This window comes from Clostridium kluyveri DSM 555 (genome assembly GCF_000016505.1).
Taxonomy (GTDB): domain Bacteria; phylum Bacillota; class Clostridia; order Clostridiales; family Clostridiaceae; genus Clostridium_B; species Clostridium_B kluyveri.
Genome location: NC_009706.1, coordinates 1,352,428 through 1,372,705, shown reverse-complemented (window position 1 = coordinate 1,372,705; position 20,278 = coordinate 1,352,428). Strand labels below are relative to the sequence as shown.

Annotated in this window: 19 protein-coding genes and 1 other annotated feature; all 19 genes read right to left on the bottom strand. The window is 31.9% G+C overall.

Annotated elements, in window-relative coordinates:
- Positions 1 to 235: 235 nt before the first annotated feature.
- The 19 genes from sigK to CKL_RS06485 all read right to left on the bottom strand — a co-directional run bounded on the left by sigK (position 236) and on the right by CKL_RS06485 (position 20,143).
- Positions 236 to 937 (bottom strand): RNA polymerase sporulation sigma factor SigK, encoded by a 702-nt coding sequence (sigK, locus tag CKL_RS06575; RefSeq protein WP_012101724.1) that lies wholly within the window; start codon positions 935 to 937, stop codon positions 236 to 238.
- Positions 938 to 1,029: 92 nt separating this feature from the next.
- Positions 1,030 to 2,691 carry a penicillin-binding transpeptidase domain-containing protein gene (locus CKL_RS06570; protein ID WP_012101722.1) on the bottom strand — a complete coding sequence of 554 codons (1,662 nt, stop codon included), beginning with the start codon at positions 2,689 to 2,691 and terminating at the stop codon, positions 1,030 to 1,032.
- 77 nt (positions 2,692 to 2,768) lie between these two features.
- Positions 2,769 to 3,992 (bottom strand): peptidase U32 family protein, encoded by a 1,224-nt coding sequence (locus CKL_RS06565; protein WP_012101720.1) that lies wholly within the window; start codon positions 3,990 to 3,992, stop codon positions 2,769 to 2,771.
- A 1-nt stretch (position 3,993) separates the two neighbouring features.
- On the bottom strand, positions 3,994 to 4,641 hold the full coding sequence (locus CKL_RS06560; RefSeq protein ID WP_012101719.1) for an O-methyltransferase: 648 nt from the start codon (positions 4,639 to 4,641) through the stop codon (positions 3,994 to 3,996).
- Between the two features lie 15 nt (positions 4,642 to 4,656).
- Complete coding sequence (gene mltG, locus CKL_RS06555) at positions 4,657 to 5,676, bottom strand: endolytic transglycosylase MltG (protein ID WP_012101718.1); 1,020 nt, start codon at positions 5,674 to 5,676, stop codon at positions 4,657 to 4,659.
- Positions 5,677 to 5,691: 15 nt separating this feature from the next.
- On the bottom strand, positions 5,692 to 7,515 hold the full coding sequence (gene typA, locus CKL_RS06550; protein WP_012101717.1) for a translational GTPase TypA: 1,824 nt from the start codon (positions 7,513 to 7,515) through the stop codon (positions 5,692 to 5,694).
- Positions 7,516 to 7,678: 163 nt separating this feature from the next.
- Positions 7,679 to 9,346, bottom strand: coding sequence for a ribonuclease J (locus tag CKL_RS06545; protein ID WP_012101716.1), 1,668 nt, complete (start codon positions 9,344 to 9,346; stop codon positions 7,679 to 7,681).
- 37 nt (positions 9,347 to 9,383) lie between these two features.
- Complete coding sequence (locus CKL_RS06540) at positions 9,384 to 9,842, bottom strand: Fur family transcriptional regulator (RefSeq protein WP_012101715.1); 459 nt, start codon at positions 9,840 to 9,842, stop codon at positions 9,384 to 9,386.
- 165 nt (positions 9,843 to 10,007) lie between these two features.
- On the bottom strand, positions 10,008 to 10,262 hold the full coding sequence (locus CKL_RS06535) for a DUF1292 domain-containing protein (protein WP_012101714.1): 255 nt from the start codon (positions 10,260 to 10,262) through the stop codon (positions 10,008 to 10,010).
- A 42-nt stretch (positions 10,263 to 10,304) separates the two neighbouring features.
- Complete coding sequence (gene ruvX, locus CKL_RS06530) at positions 10,305 to 10,718, bottom strand: Holliday junction resolvase RuvX (RefSeq protein WP_012101713.1); 414 nt, start codon at positions 10,716 to 10,718, stop codon at positions 10,305 to 10,307.
- Positions 10,719 to 10,781: 63 nt separating this feature from the next.
- Positions 10,782 to 11,033 (bottom strand): IreB family regulatory phosphoprotein, encoded by a 252-nt coding sequence (locus CKL_RS06525; RefSeq protein WP_012101712.1) that lies wholly within the window; start codon positions 11,031 to 11,033, stop codon positions 10,782 to 10,784.
- Positions 11,034 to 11,097: 64 nt separating this feature from the next.
- Positions 11,098 to 13,737, bottom strand: a complete 2,640-nt coding sequence (gene alaS, locus CKL_RS06520; RefSeq protein WP_012101711.1) for an alanine--tRNA ligase — start codon at positions 13,735 to 13,737, stop codon at positions 11,098 to 11,100.
- A gap of 61 nt (positions 13,738 to 13,798) precedes the next feature.
- Positions 13,799 to 13,988 (bottom strand) — a binding site (T-box leader).
- Between the two features lie 154 nt (positions 13,989 to 14,142).
- Complete coding sequence (locus CKL_RS06515) at positions 14,143 to 15,492, bottom strand: cell wall-binding repeat-containing protein (protein WP_012101710.1); 1,350 nt, start codon at positions 15,490 to 15,492, stop codon at positions 14,143 to 14,145.
- Positions 15,493 to 15,529: 37 nt separating this feature from the next.
- Positions 15,530 to 16,006 carry a hypothetical protein gene (locus CKL_RS06510; RefSeq protein ID WP_242652543.1) on the bottom strand — a complete coding sequence of 159 codons (477 nt, stop codon included), beginning with the start codon at positions 16,004 to 16,006 and terminating at the stop codon, positions 15,530 to 15,532.
- Positions 16,007 to 16,412: 406 nt separating this feature from the next.
- Entirely contained in the window at positions 16,413 to 17,453 is a 1,041-nt protein-coding gene (locus tag CKL_RS06505; protein WP_012620386.1) for an AI-2E family transporter, read from the bottom strand.
- 11 nt (positions 17,454 to 17,464) lie between these two features.
- Positions 17,465 to 17,968, bottom strand: coding sequence for a PRC-barrel domain-containing protein (locus CKL_RS06500; protein WP_012101707.1), 504 nt, complete (start codon positions 17,966 to 17,968; stop codon positions 17,465 to 17,467).
- Between the two features lie 91 nt (positions 17,969 to 18,059).
- Complete coding sequence (nifU, locus tag CKL_RS06495) at positions 18,060 to 18,488, bottom strand: Fe-S cluster assembly scaffold protein NifU (protein WP_148204873.1); 429 nt, start codon at positions 18,486 to 18,488, stop codon at positions 18,060 to 18,062.
- On the bottom strand, positions 18,488 to 19,696 hold the full coding sequence (nifS, locus tag CKL_RS06490) for a cysteine desulfurase NifS (RefSeq protein WP_012101705.1): 1,209 nt from the start codon (positions 19,694 to 19,696) through the stop codon (positions 18,488 to 18,490). Before nifS ends, nifU begins: the two co-directional genes overlap by 1 nt.
- The gene (locus CKL_RS06485) at positions 19,697 to 20,143 is read right to left on the bottom strand and encodes an RrF2 family transcriptional regulator (protein ID WP_012101704.1); all 447 of its coding nucleotides are present in this window, start codon (positions 20,141 to 20,143) and stop codon (positions 19,697 to 19,699) included.
- Positions 20,144 to 20,278: the final 135 nt, after the last annotated feature.

The window sequence follows — 20,278 nt, the reverse complement described above, 5'->3', positions numbered from 1 at the left end:
GATAAATTTACTAACTATTAGGTAAACTACTCCTTATCTATAATCGTCTTTTATTTCTAAATTTTTATATATATTTTAAATTTAGATAAAGTTATTTTTTATAGAATCTAAAGAATACATGAATACTATTATAAATTCCACGTATATGTTTTATTATAATTTTTGATATATAACCTAACATATACAATGGAATTTATTAAAAACATTAATTCTACTTTCATTATTGCTCCTAATATTACTTTGCACCATAATTTAGTTCTTTATATAACTTTTTTAAAGCTTTTTTTTCAATTCTGGATACATAAGATCTGGATATTCCTAGAATTTTAGCTATTTCCCTCTGAGTTTTTGGCTTACCTTCTAAAAGCCCATACCTCATTTCCACTACACTTTTTTCCCTTTGAGATAGACAGGTATTTATTTTAGAATATAATTTTTTTACTTGTATTTTTTGTTCTACTATTTCAATTATAGAATCTTCATCACTACTTAGTACATCCATAAGAGATATTTCATTGCCTTCCTTATCTACACCTATTGGATCCTGAAGATATACTTCATTTTTAATTTTTTTGTTATTCCTTATAAGCATTAATATTTCATTCTCTATGCATTTTGCCGCATATGTTGCAAGCCTGGTACCCTTACATGAATCAAAGGAATCTATTGCTTTAATTAACCCCACAGTTCCAATAGAAATCAAATCATCCACATCTTTACCAGGATATGAATATTTTTTTACAATATGTGCTACCAGTCTTAAATTTCTCTCCACTAAAATACTTTTAGCAAGCAAATCTCCTTCTTTTAATTTCCTTAAATAATATCTTTCTTCTTCATCATTTAAAGGTTGAGGAAATGAACTATTATTAGTAACATAAGCTGTCATAAACACTACATTTCCTAGAATGTCTAATAAGCAATTTGTTAAAAACACTGGCTGCTCCTCCTAATAGTGCTTATTAATATACTATGAACAGCCTTTTTAAAAAGTGCATATATAAAAAAATTTATTTAATTTTTTATATTTTATTTTAAATAAGGTACTATCTTTAAAACTATATTTTTAAAAATTGGAGCTGCCGTATTTCCTCCACTTTCACTATCTTTGTCTATATCTTGAACAAATACGACCATAGAATAATATTTCCCAGAAACCTTAAAAAATCCTACGAACCATCCATCAGAGTGTTCTTCTGCATTTTTATTTTGCCCTGTCAATTCTATCCTTTGAGTGCTTCCAGTCTTTCCTCCTATTTCCATGCCATCTATATATGCGGATCTACCGGTACCATTTTTTACTACATTTATCATTTGATCTTTAATCTCTTCTGCAGTAGATTTTTTTATTACGGAGTTACTTGTTGTATTTAAAGATTCTATAGTATTATTTTGGTTATCTACATAAGCATCTAACAAATAAGGTTTAACATAAGCTCCATCATTTACAACCGTATTTGGTATACTTATAGCTTCTATTGGCGTTATTCTTATATTTTGCCCTATAGCTGCAAGTCCCACACTGCCATCACTAACATTAGGATTTTTAACTTCAAATATTCCTTCTTTTTCCCCGTCTAAATTCAAAACTTTATCAAATAATCCCTGAGATTTTGCATTATCATAAAAATTATTAAATCCAACTTTATTCCCTATTTGTGCAAATACATCATTAGAAGATAGTGTCAGAGCTTCCTCCGGTGTTAAAACATTATACTTTTCACTCTCTTCTCCATATAACCCTTTACTGGTAAATTTATCATTTGTTTTTATTATACCTTTATCAAGTCCAGCTTCTTCTACAATAACTTTAAATGTAGAGCCCGGAAAAAAACCATGATTAGTAGCAATACCTAAATTCACATTAGGTTTTGTATCGTCTTTTTGTACTAGAGCTTTTATTTTGCCAGTACCAGCTTCCATTAGCACAACTCCAATTTGGCCAAAATTTTTGTTTTCACTGGTATTTAATATTTGCTTTATGCCATTTTGTATACTTTTATCTAAAGTTAACCTTACATTTACATTATTCTCAGGCAAAGTAGTTTTTTCATTTATTATTTTACCATTTGCATCCCTTTCAAATACAATTTGGGGCTTTTCATTATCCTTAATCTTTTCATATATCTTCATCTCCAGAGAATCTTTAGATTTTATTGTATTGTCTGCAGTTCTCTTGGAATTTAACAGTAAATTTTCTATGCTCCATACCCCAGTTCTATTTAAAGGCGAATATTCATATATATAAAATCCATTTACATCATGTATATTTTTTAGTTTATTATAAGTACTTAAATCAATCTGATAGTATAATTTTTCACTGGTATTCAATATCCCAACCTTAGCCAGATCATAATTCTCGTTATAGTTCCTAAGAGTATATATTAATGTCAACATACTTTCTGAATTTGCATCTGGATTATCTTTTAAAAATATATCTGGAGATATTACAACATAATACTCTTTATTATAATTCATAAGCTGTTGTCCATTACAATCATATAGTACGTAATTGGCATCTGTTAAAGATTCTTTATAGGAATACTGAGAATTAGCCATTACACTAAGCTCATCTTCTTTTAAATATTGAAGACTTATTATTTTAAAATACAGCATTAAAAATATAATATTAAAAATTAAAAATAAAATGCACTGCCTATTTTTTATTAAATTTCTATTTATTTTCAACATAAAAACACCTCATCTAGACTAAATTTTTGTCCAAAATAAGGTATTTTATTCATTAATAAATAATTATTGAACTATATTTACAATTTTTTTAATTTTATAAGCATATCTCCCTCTTGAAGCTCCTTATCTACCTTAGCTGTAAATATCATTTGAGCCACCGGTGCAGCTTCTATTTCTTTACCTTCTTCATCTTTCATATCATCTAGATTTATACAGAAACCCTCTCCTTCTGGTCTCAATACCTCTACGTTATCTCCATCAAAAACTTTATTTCTCTGTTCTATAACTGCTATGTCCCTGCGACCATCATAACTTTTCACTATACCTATTATATCATAATCTCTTATATAAGAGGAGGTATCATGGATCTGACTAGAAGTATCCCCAAAATAAAATCCTGTAAAATAAACTCTATGACTTGCTTTAATCAAATCTTCCATCCATTTACTTTGAAACACATAATTCTTTGGATCTTTAAAATAGGCATCAATAGCTCTTCTATAAGCTTTTACTACAGTAGCTACATAATAAGAACTTTTCATTCTTCCCTCTATTTTAAATGAATTTATACCACATTCTACCAATTTAGGGATATGTTCTATCATGCAGAGATCCTTTGAGTTTAATATATAAGCTCCCCTATCATCTTCAAATACAGGAAAATATTCTCCTGGCCTTTTTTCCTCCATTAAATAATATTTATATCTACAGGGTTGAGCACACTGACCCCTGTTGGAATCTCTTCCCGTCATATAATTTGAGAGCACACACCTGCCCGAATAGGATATACACATAGAACCGTGAACAAATGCCTCTATTTCACAGTCTTCTGGTAGATGTTCCCTTATCTCTCTTATTTCCTGGAGGGATAACTCTCTTGCAAGTACTATCCTTTTCATACCCTGACTATACCAAAAATTAGCAGACTTCCAATTTACATTATTGGCCTGGGTACTTAAATGCAATTCCAAATCAGGAACAACTTCCTTTGCGGTTATTATTATTCCTGGATCTGACACAAGTATTGCATCTGCTTTTAATTCATATAATTTTTTTAAATAATCTTCCAATCCTTTTAAATCTTCATTGTGAGGAAATACATTTACAGTTATAAATACCTTCTTGCCTCTACTATGTGCATACTCTATCCCTTCTCTTAGCTCCTCATCTGTAAAGTTATCTGCAAAGGCCCTTAAATTCAGTCTGCTTCCTCCAAGATAAACTGCATCAGCTCCAAAATTTATGGCTGTCTTTAGTTTCTCCAAGTTTCCAGCTGGGGCTAAAAGCTCTGGTTTCTTCATATCAATTCCTCCTCACCGTAACAGCTATACCATCTCCCATAGGTATAATTGATGTAACAAATTTATTATTGTCAGATATATTACTTAAATATTCTCTCATTCTTTTAACTATAGTTATTTTCCTTTTTACTACCAATTTATCCCATGCCACCATTCCTCTAAAAAGCACATTATCTGCCACTATTATTCCATCCTTATCTAATAATTTAAGGCAATAAGGTAGAAATTGATTGTAGTGTCCTTTACCTGCATCCATAAATATAAAATCATATTGTTCTTTTGTATTTTTAAGTACCTCCAGACAGTCCCCTTCAACAACCTGAATACAATCCATAAATTTATACTTTTCTATATTATCTTTGGCAATTTCCACCATATTATTATCTCTCTCCACAGTGGTTATTAAACTTTTTTTTCCAGAACTTATACTCATTAAAATTGCAGAATAACCAATGGCTGTTCCAAGTTCCAAAATTTTTAAAGGTTTTTTTATACTTATCATAAGTTCTAAAAATTTTGCTACTTCTTTTTGAACTATAGGTACGGAATTTTCTTTTGCATAGTCCTCTAGTTCTTTTAATACATCCTTATGTTCTTCTATCAGTGATCTTATATAACACTCTATATAATCATATGCAACATTACTCATTTTTCCCTCCAAAAATCAATCTCCCTGGGTAGCCTTTTTTACCTGTAGAAACTTTTCGTTATCATCCGTAAAAAAATGTGTGCCATCATTATTGGAAACAAAATAAATATAGTTTGTATTAGAAGGCTTTATAGCTGCAAGAATACATCCTTTTCCGGGATTGCATATAGGCCCCTCTGGAAGCCCACTCACTTTATAAGTATTATACACAGAATCAACTTCCAAATCTTTATAATATAATTTATCCTTGTGTACTCCCAGCGCATACAATACCGTAGCACAAGATTGAAGTTTCATTCCTTTTTGTAATCTGTTATAAAACACAGAAGCTGCTTTTCCTCTTTCTTCTGGAATTTCTACCTCCTTTTCCACTATGGAAGCCATAGTTATCATATCATCAAGATTACTACCTTTTAACTGTACACCGGTATTCTGCTCTACTTCTTCTATAACTGAAGTAAACCTATCCAGCATGATATCAATTATAGCTTTTCCACTACTTCCCTTTAAAAACTCATACGTATCCGGAAATAGATATCCCTCTAAATTATATCTTCTTTTAGAATCTGCTTTTATAAAATCAGGTAATTTATAATTTTTACAGCTTTCCAAAAAATTTGCACTTGATATTATACCCTTTTTCTCCAAAATACTTCCTATATGTTCTATATCATATCCTTCAGGTATTAAAACTTTTACAGGCTCATCATCTTTGATTCCCTTCTTTAGGTAAGTTTCAAAATTATCTAAAGTTATATTATTGGAAAAGGAATATATTCCCTTTTTTACTCCAATATCTCCAAAATGTCTGTTTATATACCATTTTAATATAAATGCATTTTTTATTAATTTTTCTTTTTCTAGTTTATCTACCACCTGAGATAAATTTTTTTCATTATTTATACTGATATTTACTTTACCTTCATTATACCTAAGAGGGTATTTTATGTTTGTCACCACAAAATATAAAACACCCACTATTATGATTAAAGCCAAACTACAGAGTAAAAAAATACTTTTTAAGTTTTTTTTCACTATTAACAATCCTTCCTATTTTTTTCTCATGGCTTTCCTTCTCTGTTCCGAATTTAATATCTTCTTTCTCATTCTTATACTTTTAGGAGTTACTTCCACCAGTTCATCTGATGCTATAAACTCCAGTGATTTTTCCAGAGTCATTTCATTCAAAGGTACTAATTTTAAAGCTTCGTCAGCTCCAGAAGATCTGGTATTTGACAAATGCTTTTTTTTGCATACATTTACCTCTATATCCTCCGCTCTAGAACACTCTCCAGCTATCATTCCTTCATATACTTCCACTCCTGGTCCTATAAACAACGTTCCCCTTTCCTGCGCATTATAGAGCCCATAGGTTATGGATGTTCCCGTTTCAAACACCACAAGTGATCCCCTTGTTCTTTCAGGTATGTCCCCTTTATATTCTTCATAATCATCAAGCAGATGGTTCATTATGCCATTTCCTTTAGTATCCGTCATAAATTCATTTCTAAATCCAATAAGTCCTCTTGCAGGTATTTTAAATTCCAATCTGACATATCCATTTACTGCAGAGGTCATATTTACCATATTAGCCTTTCTAGGCCCTAATTTCTCCATGACTACTCCCATAAATTCTTCCGGCACGTCTATAATGAGGTGTTCAATAGGCTCTAACCTCTTTCCACCTTTTTCTTTAAATATAACTGTAGGTTTTGAAACCTGAAACTCATAACCTTCTCTCCTCATAGTTTCTATTAATATTGAAAGATGAAGTTCTCCTCTTCCACTTACCTTAAAACAATCAGGTGAATCAGTCTCTTCTACCCTAAGAGATACATTAGTCTCCAGCTCCTTCATAAGTCTATCCCTCAAATGCCTGGAAGTAACAAAATTCCCTTCTTTTCCAGCAAAAGGGGAATCATTTACCATAAAATTCATACTCAGCGTAGGCTCATCTATATCAACAAAAGCAATAGCTTCAGGTTTTAATATATCTGCAATAGTTTCTCCTATATTTATATCCTGTATGCCTGAAACTGCAACTATATCCCCGAGTTTAGCCTCATTTACTTCTTCCTTTTTAAGTCCATTATATATATACAGATTAGATACCTTTACATTTTCTATTTTATTTTCCCTTCTTATTAATGCAACCTGCTGATTTTTCTTTATACTTCCTCTAGTTATCTTCCCCACACCTATCCTGCCTACATATTCATTATGATCTATTGTGGTTACCAGCATTTGCAGGGGCATATCAATATACCCTTTTGGTGCAGGAACATTTTTTATTATAGTATCAAACAAAGGTTCCATAGTAGCTGAATCATCTTCTATTTCATACTTTGCAAAACCTGCCTTAGCAGAACAGTATACCACCTGAAAGTCAAGCTGGGAATCACTGGCACCCAGTTCTACAAATAAATCAAATATTTCATCTAAAACTTCAGAAGCCCTTGCATCTGGTCTATCTATTTTATTTATCACAACTATAGGTTCAAGCTTTAACTCCAGTGCCTTCTTTAAAACAAATTTTGTCTGGGGCATAGGTCCTTCATAGGCATCCACTACTAATAAAACACTATCTACCATTTCAAGCACACGCTCAACTTCCCCTCCAAAATCAGCATGTCCTGGAGTATCTACAATATTTATTTTAACTCCTTTATGTACTACAGAAGTATTTTTTGAAAGTATGGTAATTCCTCTTTCTCTTTCAAGGGCATTAGAATCCATAACCCTTTCTTCTACCTTTTCATTTTCTCTAAATATATTACTTTGTTTTAAAAGTGCATCTACCAATGTGGTTTTGCCATGATCAACATGGGCAATTATTGCCACATTTCTTATGTCATTTCTTGTAAATAAATCCATTATTATTCCTCCAATTTGAAATTAAGTATGTATATATGTCAAAATATATACATATACTGAAAAAATTGGATACTTTCTTGTATCCAATCAAAATTATAATATACTCATTTTAATATTATAGTATTAAAATGTCAACTTTACAAATATTCTTGATAAAGAAGCATTATACTTCCATAATTATAGGTAATATCATAGGCTTTCTCTTTGTCCTTTCATACAGAAACAGCCTGAGTACCTCTTTCACATTAGACTTTATATTTGCCCATTCTGTAATATGCTTTTTCTCACATTCATTCAAAGCATTTCTCACTAATTCTTTTGCTTCTTCCATTAAATCTTCAGACTCTCTAACATAAACAAAACCTCTAGATATTATATCAGGTCCTGCAATAACACTTCCACTTTCCTTCTCCATAGTAATTACTACTGTAAGTATTCCATCCTGAGACAGATGCCTTCTATCCCTTAAAACTATATTTCCTACATCTCCTACCCCAAGGCCATCTACAAATACCTGTCCAGATACTACTGTACCACTTTTTCTTATAGAATCTTTAGAAACTTCTATAATATCACCATTATCTGCTATAACTACATTATTTGGAGAAAGTCCAAGGCTTACAGCTAAATCTGCATGCTGTTTTAAATGCCTATATTCCCCATGTACCGGTATAAAAAACTTAGGTTTTACAATAGTGTGTATTAATTTTAGTTCCTCCTGACAAGCATGGCCAGATACATGTACATCCGCCAAGGCTTCATATATTACATCTGCTCCCTTTTTAAACAATTGATTTATAACTCTGGAAATTAATTTCTCATTTCCAGGTATGGAATTAGCTGAAATTATTATAGTATCTCCCGGAATAATATTCACTTTCTTGTGTTCGGAAGCTGCCATTCTCGAAAGAGCTGACATGGGCTCCCCCTGACTTCCCGTAGTTATTATAGCTATTTTATTGCCATTATATTTATTTATATTATCTATGCTTATAATTGTATTTTTTTTAATATCTAAATATCCTAGTTCTGTAGCTACTTCTACTATATTTTCCATACTTCTTCCAGAAACTGCTACCTTTCTGTCATACTTCTCTGCCGCAGTAATAACCTGCTGTATTCTGTGAATATTTGAAGCAAAAGTTGCTACTATTATCCTACTTTTTGCAGAAGCAAAAAATTTTTCAAAGGCCTCTCCCACAGTTCTTTCAGACATGGTATAACCTGGTCTTTCCACGTTGGTACTATCACACAACATAACAGTTACACCTTTTTTACTAAGCTCTGCAAATCTGGCTAAATCAATTACACTTCCATCAATAGGTGTATAATCAACTTTGAAATCTCCCGTATGGAGTATAATACCCGCTGAAGTGTGTATAGCAATAGCCATGGAATCTGCTATGCTGTGGCTAGTTCTTATAAATTCTACCAACATACTATCTAACTTAATTACATCCTTAGCCTTTACATGTTTAAGATCTACTGAATTAATTAAATTGTGTTCTTTCAGTTTAGTTTGAACAATGCCAAGAGTTAATTTACTGCCGTACACTGGCACATTGATCTCTTTAAGAACATAAGGTAATGCTCCTATATGATCTTCATGTCCATGGGTCAAAAATATTCCTCTTACCCTGTCAATATTTTTTTTCAGGTAAGTAATATCGGGGATAACCACGTCTATACCCAACATTTCTTCATCAGGAAACTTCAAGCCACAATCAATTACTATTATATCATTTTTAAATTCTATTACCGTAAGATTTTTCCCGATTTCACCCAATCCACCTAATGGAATAATTTTTACTTTTTCTTTTTCTTTACGCAAAAAAATCTTCCCTCCTTCTCTTTATATTTATTTATATTTATTTTGATTTTTTTGTACATTCACTGCATATACCATAAAATTTCAAACTATGATTTAGGATTTTAAAATTATATTTTCCTTCTATTTTTCTCTCCAAAGACTCCAAAAGATCATCAGTTACTTCAATTATTTTAGAACATTTAGTACATATTAGATGATGGTGATGATGGTTTTCTTCCCTATGGACTATTTCGTATCTATTACATCCATCATTTAAATCCAATTTACATATAACTCCTATATCCTCTAAAAGCTGTACAGTCCTATAAACTGTAGCCAAGCCAATTTCAGGACAATCAATTTTAACCTGATCATATATCTGCTCTGTAGTGAGATGTTTTCCTTCATTTTTTATTATAATATCTACTACAGCCCGTCTTTGTGGTGTAAGTTTATATCCCTTTTCTTTCAAACTATTTTTTAACCTCTCTATTTCTGAAGTAGAAAGCTTCGACATTACTATACCCCGTTTCACCTTTAAATTTAAAATATTCCTAAAACAAACTATCACAGTATAAGTCTAATATAGCATAATATAGCTGTCAATTGAAAATCAGTTAATATTAAAACTAAAAGCTATAGACTTCCTTATAGCCTTTAGTTTTAACATTAACAAATTATTTTAATCATTAAACAGAGCTTCATAAACTTCTGAAACCTGATTGAATTCCTCATCATCTTCCACTGTTATAAATGCTTCCCTTCCATCTTCCCCTTCAACTATTTTTAGTACTATTGCCTCCTTAGAATCTTCATTTTCCTCAGGCACTACAATTATATACTCTCTATCCTCTATATCAAATTTAGTCACCACCTGAAATTTAACCTTATCTCCCTTTTCATCCTCCAGCATTAAACTGCTAACATCATTTTCCATATTAAAATTACCTCTCTTATAAGATTAATGTTAAAAATAATTCTATTTTGAAATTCTATCTAAATACCCCTGCAATATGTATGTAGCCGCCATTTTATCCACTATTTTTTTTCTCTTTGCCCTAGACAAATCCGCTTCCAGCATGGCTTTGTTAGCCGCCACTGTAGTAAGTCTCTCATCCCACATTTTTATAGGCAAATTTATGACTTCCTCTATAATATTACAAAATTTTAATACCTTTTCACTTTGAGGTCCTAAAGTTCCATTCATATTTTTAGGCAGCCCACAAACAATTACTTCCACCTTATATTTATCACATATGGCTTTCAGCTCCTCAATATCCCTGTCTTCCCCTTTTCTCTTTATGGTAGTAATTCCCTGTGCAGTTATTCCTAATGGATCACTTAAAGCCACTCCTATAGTTTTATTTCCTATATCCAATCCAAGTATTCTCAAATTATTACTCTCCTATTTTTATTATTGTCATATTTAAAATAAAAATGTCCAAAAAGGACATTCTTATTTTATACCTAAATATGCTTTTAAGACTTCTTCAAGTATTTCATCTCTCTCAAGCTTTCTAACCAATGACCTTGCTCCATTATAATTTGTTATATAAGTCGGATCACCTGAAATCAAATACCCTACCAATTGATTTACAGGATTATATCCCTTTTTAATTAGCGAATCATAAACTTCAGTTAATATTTCTCTAGTCAAAGCCTTCTTACTTTCAGAAATATCAAACTGAATGGTATTATCCTTGCTCATATATATTCACCCCGCTAACAATTCTAATTAAATATATTATAAAGCATATTTTATAAAATGTATACTACTTAACTATTTTTTCCATAATCGCACTACATTTTCCTATTGCTTCTTCTAATTTATCCGGAAACTTTCCACCAGCTTGAGCCATATCAGGTCTTCCGCCTCCACCTCCTCCAGCAACAGCTGCCACTTCTTTTATAATTTTACCACAATGAACTCCCTTTTCCACTGCATCTTTAGTTGCCATAGCTACCAGGTTTACCTTTCCTTCTGCATTACTTCCTAATAAAACTACTGCATTTTGTGATTTGCTTCTGATTTTATCTGCCAGTTCTCTGAGTGCATTTCCATCTACATCCTTTAATATCCCTGTAAACAGATTTATTCCTTTAACAATCTTAACACCATTTAAGATACTCTCCTCAGCACTACCTGCTAATTTTATTTTAAACTCTTCCAATTCTTTTCTAAGCTCCCTTAATTCATTAAATTGTAAATCTAATTTATGAACAATTTCTTTTTCAGAGCATTTAAATTTATTTGCTATCTCCTTTAGCATATCACTTTTTGAATATAAATATTCAACTGCCTCTCTTCCAGTAACAGCTTCTATTCTCCTTATGCCCGCTGCTATTCCTGCTTCTGAAACTATTTTAAACAGTCCTATTTCTCCAGAATTACCTACATGAGTACCTCCACAAAGTTCTCTGCTGAAATCTCCTATTGAAACAACCCTTACTTCATCTGAGTATTTACTATCAAAAATTGCTACCGCTCCACTCTTTTTTGCTTCTTCTAAAGACATTAAATTAGTGTTTACTGTTTTTGCCTTTCTTATATTTTCATTTACCAGCTCTTCAACTTCTCTTAATTGCTTATCATTTAGGGATTCAAAATGGTTAAAATCAAATCTTAATCTATGTTCATCTACATAAGAACCGGATTGGTGTACATGTTCTCCTAGCACTCTCCTTAATGCCTCTCCCAAAAGATGAGTGGAAGTATGATTTCTTCTTATATCATCTCTTCTATTTTTATCTACCTTTAATAAAACAGTGTCTTCTAAACTTACACTTCCTGAAATTACTTCAACAAAATGAAGTATTTTTCCCGCTACATTATTTTTACAGTCTATTATCTTACCTTCAAAATTTTCATTATATATGATACCTTTATCTCCTACCTGACCTCCCATTTCTGCATAAAATGGTGTATTAGCTACTAATATAACACCTTTTTCCCCCTGACTTAAGAGAGAAACAAACTCTCCTTCTTTTATCATGAGTTTGACCTTTGAAGTGGACTCTAAACTATTATAACCTTCAAATACAGTGTCTATATACAGGGGAATTTTATTTAATACAGTATCTTCTGCTCCCATATAATTAGTTTCTGTCCTGGCGGATCTTGCCATTTCTTTTTGATTCTGCATTTTTTTGTTGAATCCCTCTAAATCTACTCCCATATTTTTTTCCTGTAATATTTCTTCAGTAAGTTCTATTGGAAAACCATAAGTATCATACAATTTAAAGGCCTTTTCCCCTTCAAGGAGCAGACTATTGCTATTTTCTAATTCCTCTATAAATTCATTTAAGATCTTCATTCCGCTGTCTATTGTTTCATCAAATCTCTCTTCCTCAAGCCTTATAACTTTTTTTATGTACTCTTTCCTATCTTTTAATTTAGGATAGCTCTCGCAAGAATTGTCTATAACAACATTAGAAAGTTTATATAAAAATCTATCATCTATTCCCAGGGACTTACCATGCTTTGCTGCTCTCCTTAAAAGCCTTCTAAGCACATATCCCCGTCCTTCATTAGATGGAAGTATACCATCACTTATCATAAAAGTAATACTTCTTATATGATCTGTTATTATCCTTATAGATATATCATTATTTTTGTGTTCATTATATTTTGTTCCAGATATATTACACACTTCTTTTAATATAGCATTTATAGTATCTACTTCAAATATGCTATTTTCTCCCTGCATTATAGTAGCCATTCTCTCAAGTCCCATGCCTGTATCTATATTAGGGTTGGAAAGTCTATTATAATTCCCATTTTCATCTTTGTCAAATTGAGTAAAAACTAAATTCCAGAATTCAACTATTTTATCATTATCAGCTGCTTCTACAAATTCCTCTACGCTGTTTATTTTTTCCTGTGCTCTATCATAATAAATCTCCGAACAAGGGCCACAGGGACCTACACCATGCTCCCAAAAATTATCTTCTTTTCCTAATCTGAAAATTTTAGAAGGATCCACATCTGTACTTTTAACCCATATATCATAAGCCTCATCATCATCTAAATATATTGTAACATATAATCTATCCTTGGGAAGTTTCAAAACCTCTGTAATAAATTCCCAAGCCCAGGGAATTGCTTCTTTCTTGAAATAATCTCCGAAGGAAAAATTTCCTAGCATTTCAAAGAAAGTGCCATGTCTTGAGGTCTTCCCCACATTTTCAATATCTCCAGTTCTTATACACTTTTGACAGGTAGCTACTCTTTTGCTAGGTGGAACCTTAAGACCTGTAAAATAAGGCTTAAGTGGAGTCATACCGGCATTTATCAAAAGCAAACTTTTATCATTCTGAGGTACTAGAGAAAAGCTGGGCAATCTCAGATGTGCTTTTTTTTCAAAAAAACTTAAATACATCTCTCTAATTTGGTTCAATCCTAATTTTTCCATATTTATCTCTCCTTTTTATTGATATCATATATAATTTAAAAAATAAAAAGCTTCCATCCATAAAAGGGACGAAAGTTTTTCGCGGTACCACCCTAATTATATAGATTTAAAATTATAAAATCCATATCTCTCAAACACCATAATAGGCTCCTAGACAGCCTTCAATAAACCTCATATGAGAAGCTTTACACCCTCTACTTCCTCTCTTTACATATAAGAATATATTTACTTCTTCTATTCACTGCCACATATCCATTTATGATACAAATTATAATTTAAATACACTTTTATGTCAATATTGCTCAATAAATCTGTCAAAGCAAACCTATGGAAATTTATGATCATAAAAGTTCAATTTTAAAAAATTGAACTTTTATGCAAAAAACTCGGGTTCTTTTTATATGTTTAACTTATTGGAGTATATTGTCCTTGAATACATTGTGTAACTTGTTCCGTAGATATATTAACTAAATACTCACACAGTTCAGTTCTATCATCTGAATCTCCTGTTTCGTTATAATCCTTAACTATACCATAACATTTATCACCATTATAGGTAGTTATCCACCTGGACTCTTCAAAAGGTATATGAATAGACTCGTTAGCCTCAAGTTCTATTTGTGACTTAATCAGATCTAGTGCCTGTTCAATATTTAATATGCCATTAAATACTGGAATATTTAACATGCCATTAAACATGGGAACATCAGAGGGAACTTCCCCATCACTTACTGATTCTATATTATTACCATCTAAAGGTGTTATGTCATCTGAATCATTATATATTTTATAAATTCCTAAAGTTTTAGTATCCACTAAAAAGTCATACTTGTAGTTACCTATTAACCATGCGTTAGCAGGTTCATTATAAGCATACAAAGCTATTCGATAATAATTACTACCATCATAACTATACATACCCATATTTCCAGATCTTAAGCTAGAACTAAGTGTTATGTTTGATTTTACAATATTTAAAGCCTTTGAGGAGTTTATTATACTGTTTAAATCATCCTCTGATATACTTCCTTCCAGTCCTAATGCATATATATTTTTTGTGTCTTCATTTCCAAGTAAAGTTTCAATAAAATTATCGTTTGCCTTTTCTGTATATCCAGAATAAGAGTATTCTCCTGTTAAAATTATTGGATTACCATTTAAAGCTGCTAAAGCCGTTCCACTTAATGCGTCTGGAAAATCTGCACCAGAAGCTAATATTATTGTACTAAAATCAATGTAACCAGCAAAAGTATTTATTATATCTAAATTTCTATCATATCTGCTGTTTCCCATGGCTATTCTTTTAGCATTTGGAAAGGTATAAGCTGTAATATTGCTTATTGCATCCATACTACCTAATACATAGGTTTTAGGAATATTATTTTCTGATATAAATTTATTTTGGGCATACTCTAATCCATCCTTTTGAGACAATATTATAGGCATCTGCAATTTTCCCGCTATAGAAGATACGGATAAAGCATCTGAATAATCACTTCCAGTAGTTACTATAATACCATTCTCACTACCTATTTTATTGGCTACAGCTATAGAGGTTTCATACCTGTCATTTCCATATATTCTTTCATATTCTATTCCTTTTTTACTTAAGGTATCCTCTATAGATTTAGATACGACACCTGTCCCTCCAATTATAAAAGCCTTCTTTACTCCAAGCCTATCCAATTGTTCTTCCTGTTCACTATAAAAATCAAGATAAGTTAAAAGTATTGGTGCATTATATTTTTTAGCCAAAACCGTAGCACTTAAAGCATCTGGAAAATTTTTTCCACTAACTATGCCATTTCAACAGATAAATGCAAAGCAGCAGCACCGCTGCACACAAAAGTGCTCCCATCACAAGAAGGCCCTTTATCTTGCCATAAAGGCCCGCATAGAATCCCTGAGATGCCCTACTCAATCTCAATGTTGCCAGGGAAGTACCACGCTTATAATGGTAAAACTGAGCCGACTGTAGGATAATCTCCATTTTCCCCTCCTTTGGTGCGGCATAGCAGGTCAAGTTGTTCTCCCAAACCTCAGTATCCTGCTTCGTCACACCGGTCTGACCGCTCTGACCCACTAATTGTCCGTTTACATAAACCTTCATAGCGTGTCTGCCTGAAAGCCTAAATGTCAACATATAAACATCTCCGCTGCCAGGCAGATTAATTACAAAACGCTGGGATAAATAATCCGCTCGCAACTTGTCATATCTGTCCGTGCTCTCCGGTACTGCAGTACTGTAGTTTTTAGGCGTTAGGAGCAAATTAGGGTAATAGACCGAACCCGGCGGCAAAGTAACCACCCTGCAGCTAAAATTCTTAATACCCTTCAGATCATACACGCCATTTTGTTCCTCTACGGTAACACTTTCCAGCTTGTTGCTCATCATGTCTGGCAGCCTGACCAAAAGCATCAGAAATGTCGTAGTCAGCACCGCCGCAATTAAAATCACTACCAATTTATGCCTTTGGAGTATATTCTGAAAGCAACATAAACTTAAATCTTTCTGTATGGTGATTCCCTCCTTTACAAAACTTGTGCTTTAACTGATTATACCATAAACACAAAACATTTGTGATTTTGTAATATATCTAAAATTTTAATACAAAAAGCATGAAAGTTTTTACTTTCATGCTAAAAATTTATATACTGTTCAAACTATAAAAAATTCAAAACATATAATAATTCAAATCCTCATACATTACTTTAATTATGACCCCTAGAGGAACTGCAAGTACCATTCCAATAAAGCCTGCTATTTCTCCGCCGATTATTAGGAGAAGTATTACTACCAATGGGTGCATACTTATACTATCTGCAGTAACTTTAGGGGATAATATATTTCCTTCTATTTGCTGAAGCACATAAAGGCATATTGCTGTCCAAATGGCTTTTTCAGGAGATTCTATTAAAGCTATAGCTATGGCTGGAATTGCTCCAAATATAGGACCAAAATATGGAATTATGTTAAAAAATGCATTTAAAACAGAAAGTATTATAGGAAAATCTACTTTTAAGATTAAAAGTATAAAAAACGTGACTATTCCAATAAATCCACTTAACATAAGCTGACTTATTATATATCTACCCAATATCTTATCTGCATGGCAACTTATATTTTTAATTATACCCCTACTCTTTATAGGAAATGTAGAAAGTACTTTTTCATTTATACATTCCCCTTCCGATAGGAAATAATATGTTATTACAGGAATAACTACTACATACAAAATATTCTGTCCCATTTTCATTAAAGAATCAAATATTCTAGTGAACATAACGGTTACTTCCCCGTCAATTTTTCTATTAAAATTGTTAATTAATACATGTATTGTCCTATTTCCTTGAATTAACTTTAACTTTCCATAAATATTATCTACTAAATTTTGAATACTGTATATGGCATTATTTAAACTTAAACTTTCCTTAAAAAGAGAAGGTATTAAAATTGCAAATATACTTATAATGAATAATCCTACTAAGGCTATGAGAATAAAAGCGCTGATCTTTTCACTAATACCTTTATTTACCATGATCTTTTGTATAGGTTTTAAGGTGTATGATATTAAAAACGATATCAGTATTAAATATATTATTTCCCTAAGTACAGAAACTTTGAAAGCAATTATTATTAAAGCTATGAAGATCGCAGCAAGTATTGCATATTTAATTTTTCTCTTTTTTTCAACCGCCATATTATCATCTTCCACAATTATAGATTTTAAGCTTTTCCCTTTTCTTTTAAATCCAATAACTTATAAGGCGAATTAGAAAATTTTAGATTTTCACTTTCTCCTCTATATAATAAATTTTTTTCTCCTAAAATCAAATCATCTATAAGTAATATTTTCTTTCCATCTATGAAATTATTTATAAATCCTACAGACAATATAAGTGCTTTTATTGAGAAAGTGCTCTTATGAAATAATATATCCTCTACTATACCAATTAAATATCCTTTTTTATTCACCACATTCATACCTTTTATATTACTGAACTGTAACAATTTCCTTCTATTTGTATCTGTAACAACTACTATAGATGCAAAACTTACCACATCTTCTAAAAATATATTCAAACTTTTTTTAAATAAACTGTTAGGCGTAACAACAAACCCCTGAACTCTCTTATCACTAAAGTTCAATATTATATCACTTATAAAGCCCAGTAAATTACCGGAAAGATTAACTACATCTTTAAAAATAAAATCTCTTGTTCTATACAAAATATCACCTTAATTTTAAAATATATATTTGTAGTTTGCGCGTAAAAATAAAAAATATAACTCCAAAGAGTTATATTTTTTATATCAATATCTATTGTCCATGAACATGTTCATGAATGGTTTCTGAATGAGTTTGAATCTTCCAGGGCTCCAATCCCTGAGACTCCCTATAATCATTTATTGCTTTATGAATAGCTTCTTCAGCCAATACCGAACAGTGCATCTTAACCGGTGGAAGTCCATCTAGTGCATCTGCCACTGCTTTATTGGTAAGACTCCATGCTTCTTCTAGTGTTTTTCCTTTTATAATTTCCGTGGCCATACTAGAAGATGCTATGGCAGAGCCACATCCAAAAGTTTTAAATTTTATATCTTTTATTATATTGTCTTCAACTTTTATGTACATCTTCATTATATCTCCACATTTTGGATTTCCAACTTCCCCGACTCCATTTGCATCAGGTATTTCTCCTACATTTCTTGGGTTTCTGAAATGATCCATAACTTTTTCACTGTACATCATGATTGTTCTACCTTCTCTCCTTCATTTTTAGATTTTATAAAATCTTCCCAAAGGGGTGACATTGCCCTCCTCCTTGCTACTATCTCTGGAATAACCTTTAGTGCATAGTCTACATCTTCCTCTGTAGTTCCAAAGCCTAATGTAAGCCTAAGAGAGCCATGTGCCACTTCATGAGGTAATCCCAAAGATAAAAGCACATGAGAAGGATCTAAAGAGCCGGATGCACAGGCACTCCCTGTAGATGCATATATACCTGCATCATTTAAATCCAAAAGTATAGTTTCTCCTTCTATTCCGATAAAACTTAAATTAACATTTCCCGGCAGTCTTTTATCACCTTTAGGTCCATTTAACTTGGTATGAGGTATATTTTCCATTAACCCAGTTATCAGCTTATCTCTTAAATAACTTAATCTTTTAGCTTCATCCTTTAAATCATTGACTGCCAACTCTATTGCTTTTCCTATACCCACTATTCCAGGCACATTCTCCGTGGAAGCTCTTTTTCCTCTTTCCTGTCCACCACCATGTATTAAATTTTCAATTTTTATTCCCTTTCTCAAATACATTGCCCCTATTCCCTTAGGACCATAAAATTTATGTGCTGCCATAGAAAGGGCATCTATGTTCATTGCTTTTACATCAATATCCACATGACCTATAGCCTGCACTGCATCTGTGTGAAAATATATTTTTTTCTTTTTGCAGATTTCTCCTATTTCCTTTATAGGCTGTATTGTACCTACTTCATTATTGGCAAACATCACAGATACCAATATGGTAGTATCCTTAATAGATTTTTCAAGTTCTTCAAGACTTATAAATCCATATTCATCTACATTTAAATAGGTAACTTCAAAACCATTTTGTTCTAGAAAATTACAGGCATGTATTACAGCATGATGTTCTATACTAGTAGTTATTATATGATTTCCTTTATTTTTATTTCCAAAGGCTATGCCTTTTAATATCCAGTTATCACTTTCAGATCCTCCCGCAGTAAAAAATATTTCATTCTTTTCTGCATTTATGGCCTTAGCCACTTTCCCTCTAGCTTCATCCACAGCTTTTCTTGGAGTATCTGACATGGAATACAGAGAAGATGGATTTCCGAAACTTTTCGTAAAATAAGGTATCATCTCTTCTAAAACTTCTGGTTTAGTATACGTAGTAGCCGCATAATCCATATACACTTTTTTATCCATTTATTTGTCCCCTTTCAGTTTGTTTTGTTTCATGCTATTGTAATCATCCACCATATCCTGTAAAGTTGTAGACTTCATAATTTCATCTATTCCATCTTTTATCCTACTCCACAAAAGTCTAGTGGCACAGCAATCTATATTATCACAAGAACTTTCATTATTATCATCTACACAATCCGATATCTCTATAGGGCCTTCTAGAACCCCCATTATATCCCATACAGTTATATTCTTAGGTTCTCTATTTAAAATGTATCCTCCCTGTGATCCTCTTATACTTCTAATCAAATTAGATTTTCTAAGATTGGAGAACAACTGCTCCAAATAATACTCAGATATGCCCTGTCTTTCTGATATAGTCTTTATAGATAAAGGTTCGTCTCCGTAATGAATAGCCAAATCTACCATGGCCTTCACTCCATATCTTCCCTTTGTGGATAGCTTCAATTAATCACTTCCTTTAAATCACAATACTTCCCCATCATATTATCAAATCAGAGTAAACTTGTCAACAATAAAATATGTATATTTAAAAGCCATTTAATTACGATACTTTGCACTGAAATGAAACTGGTATAAAAA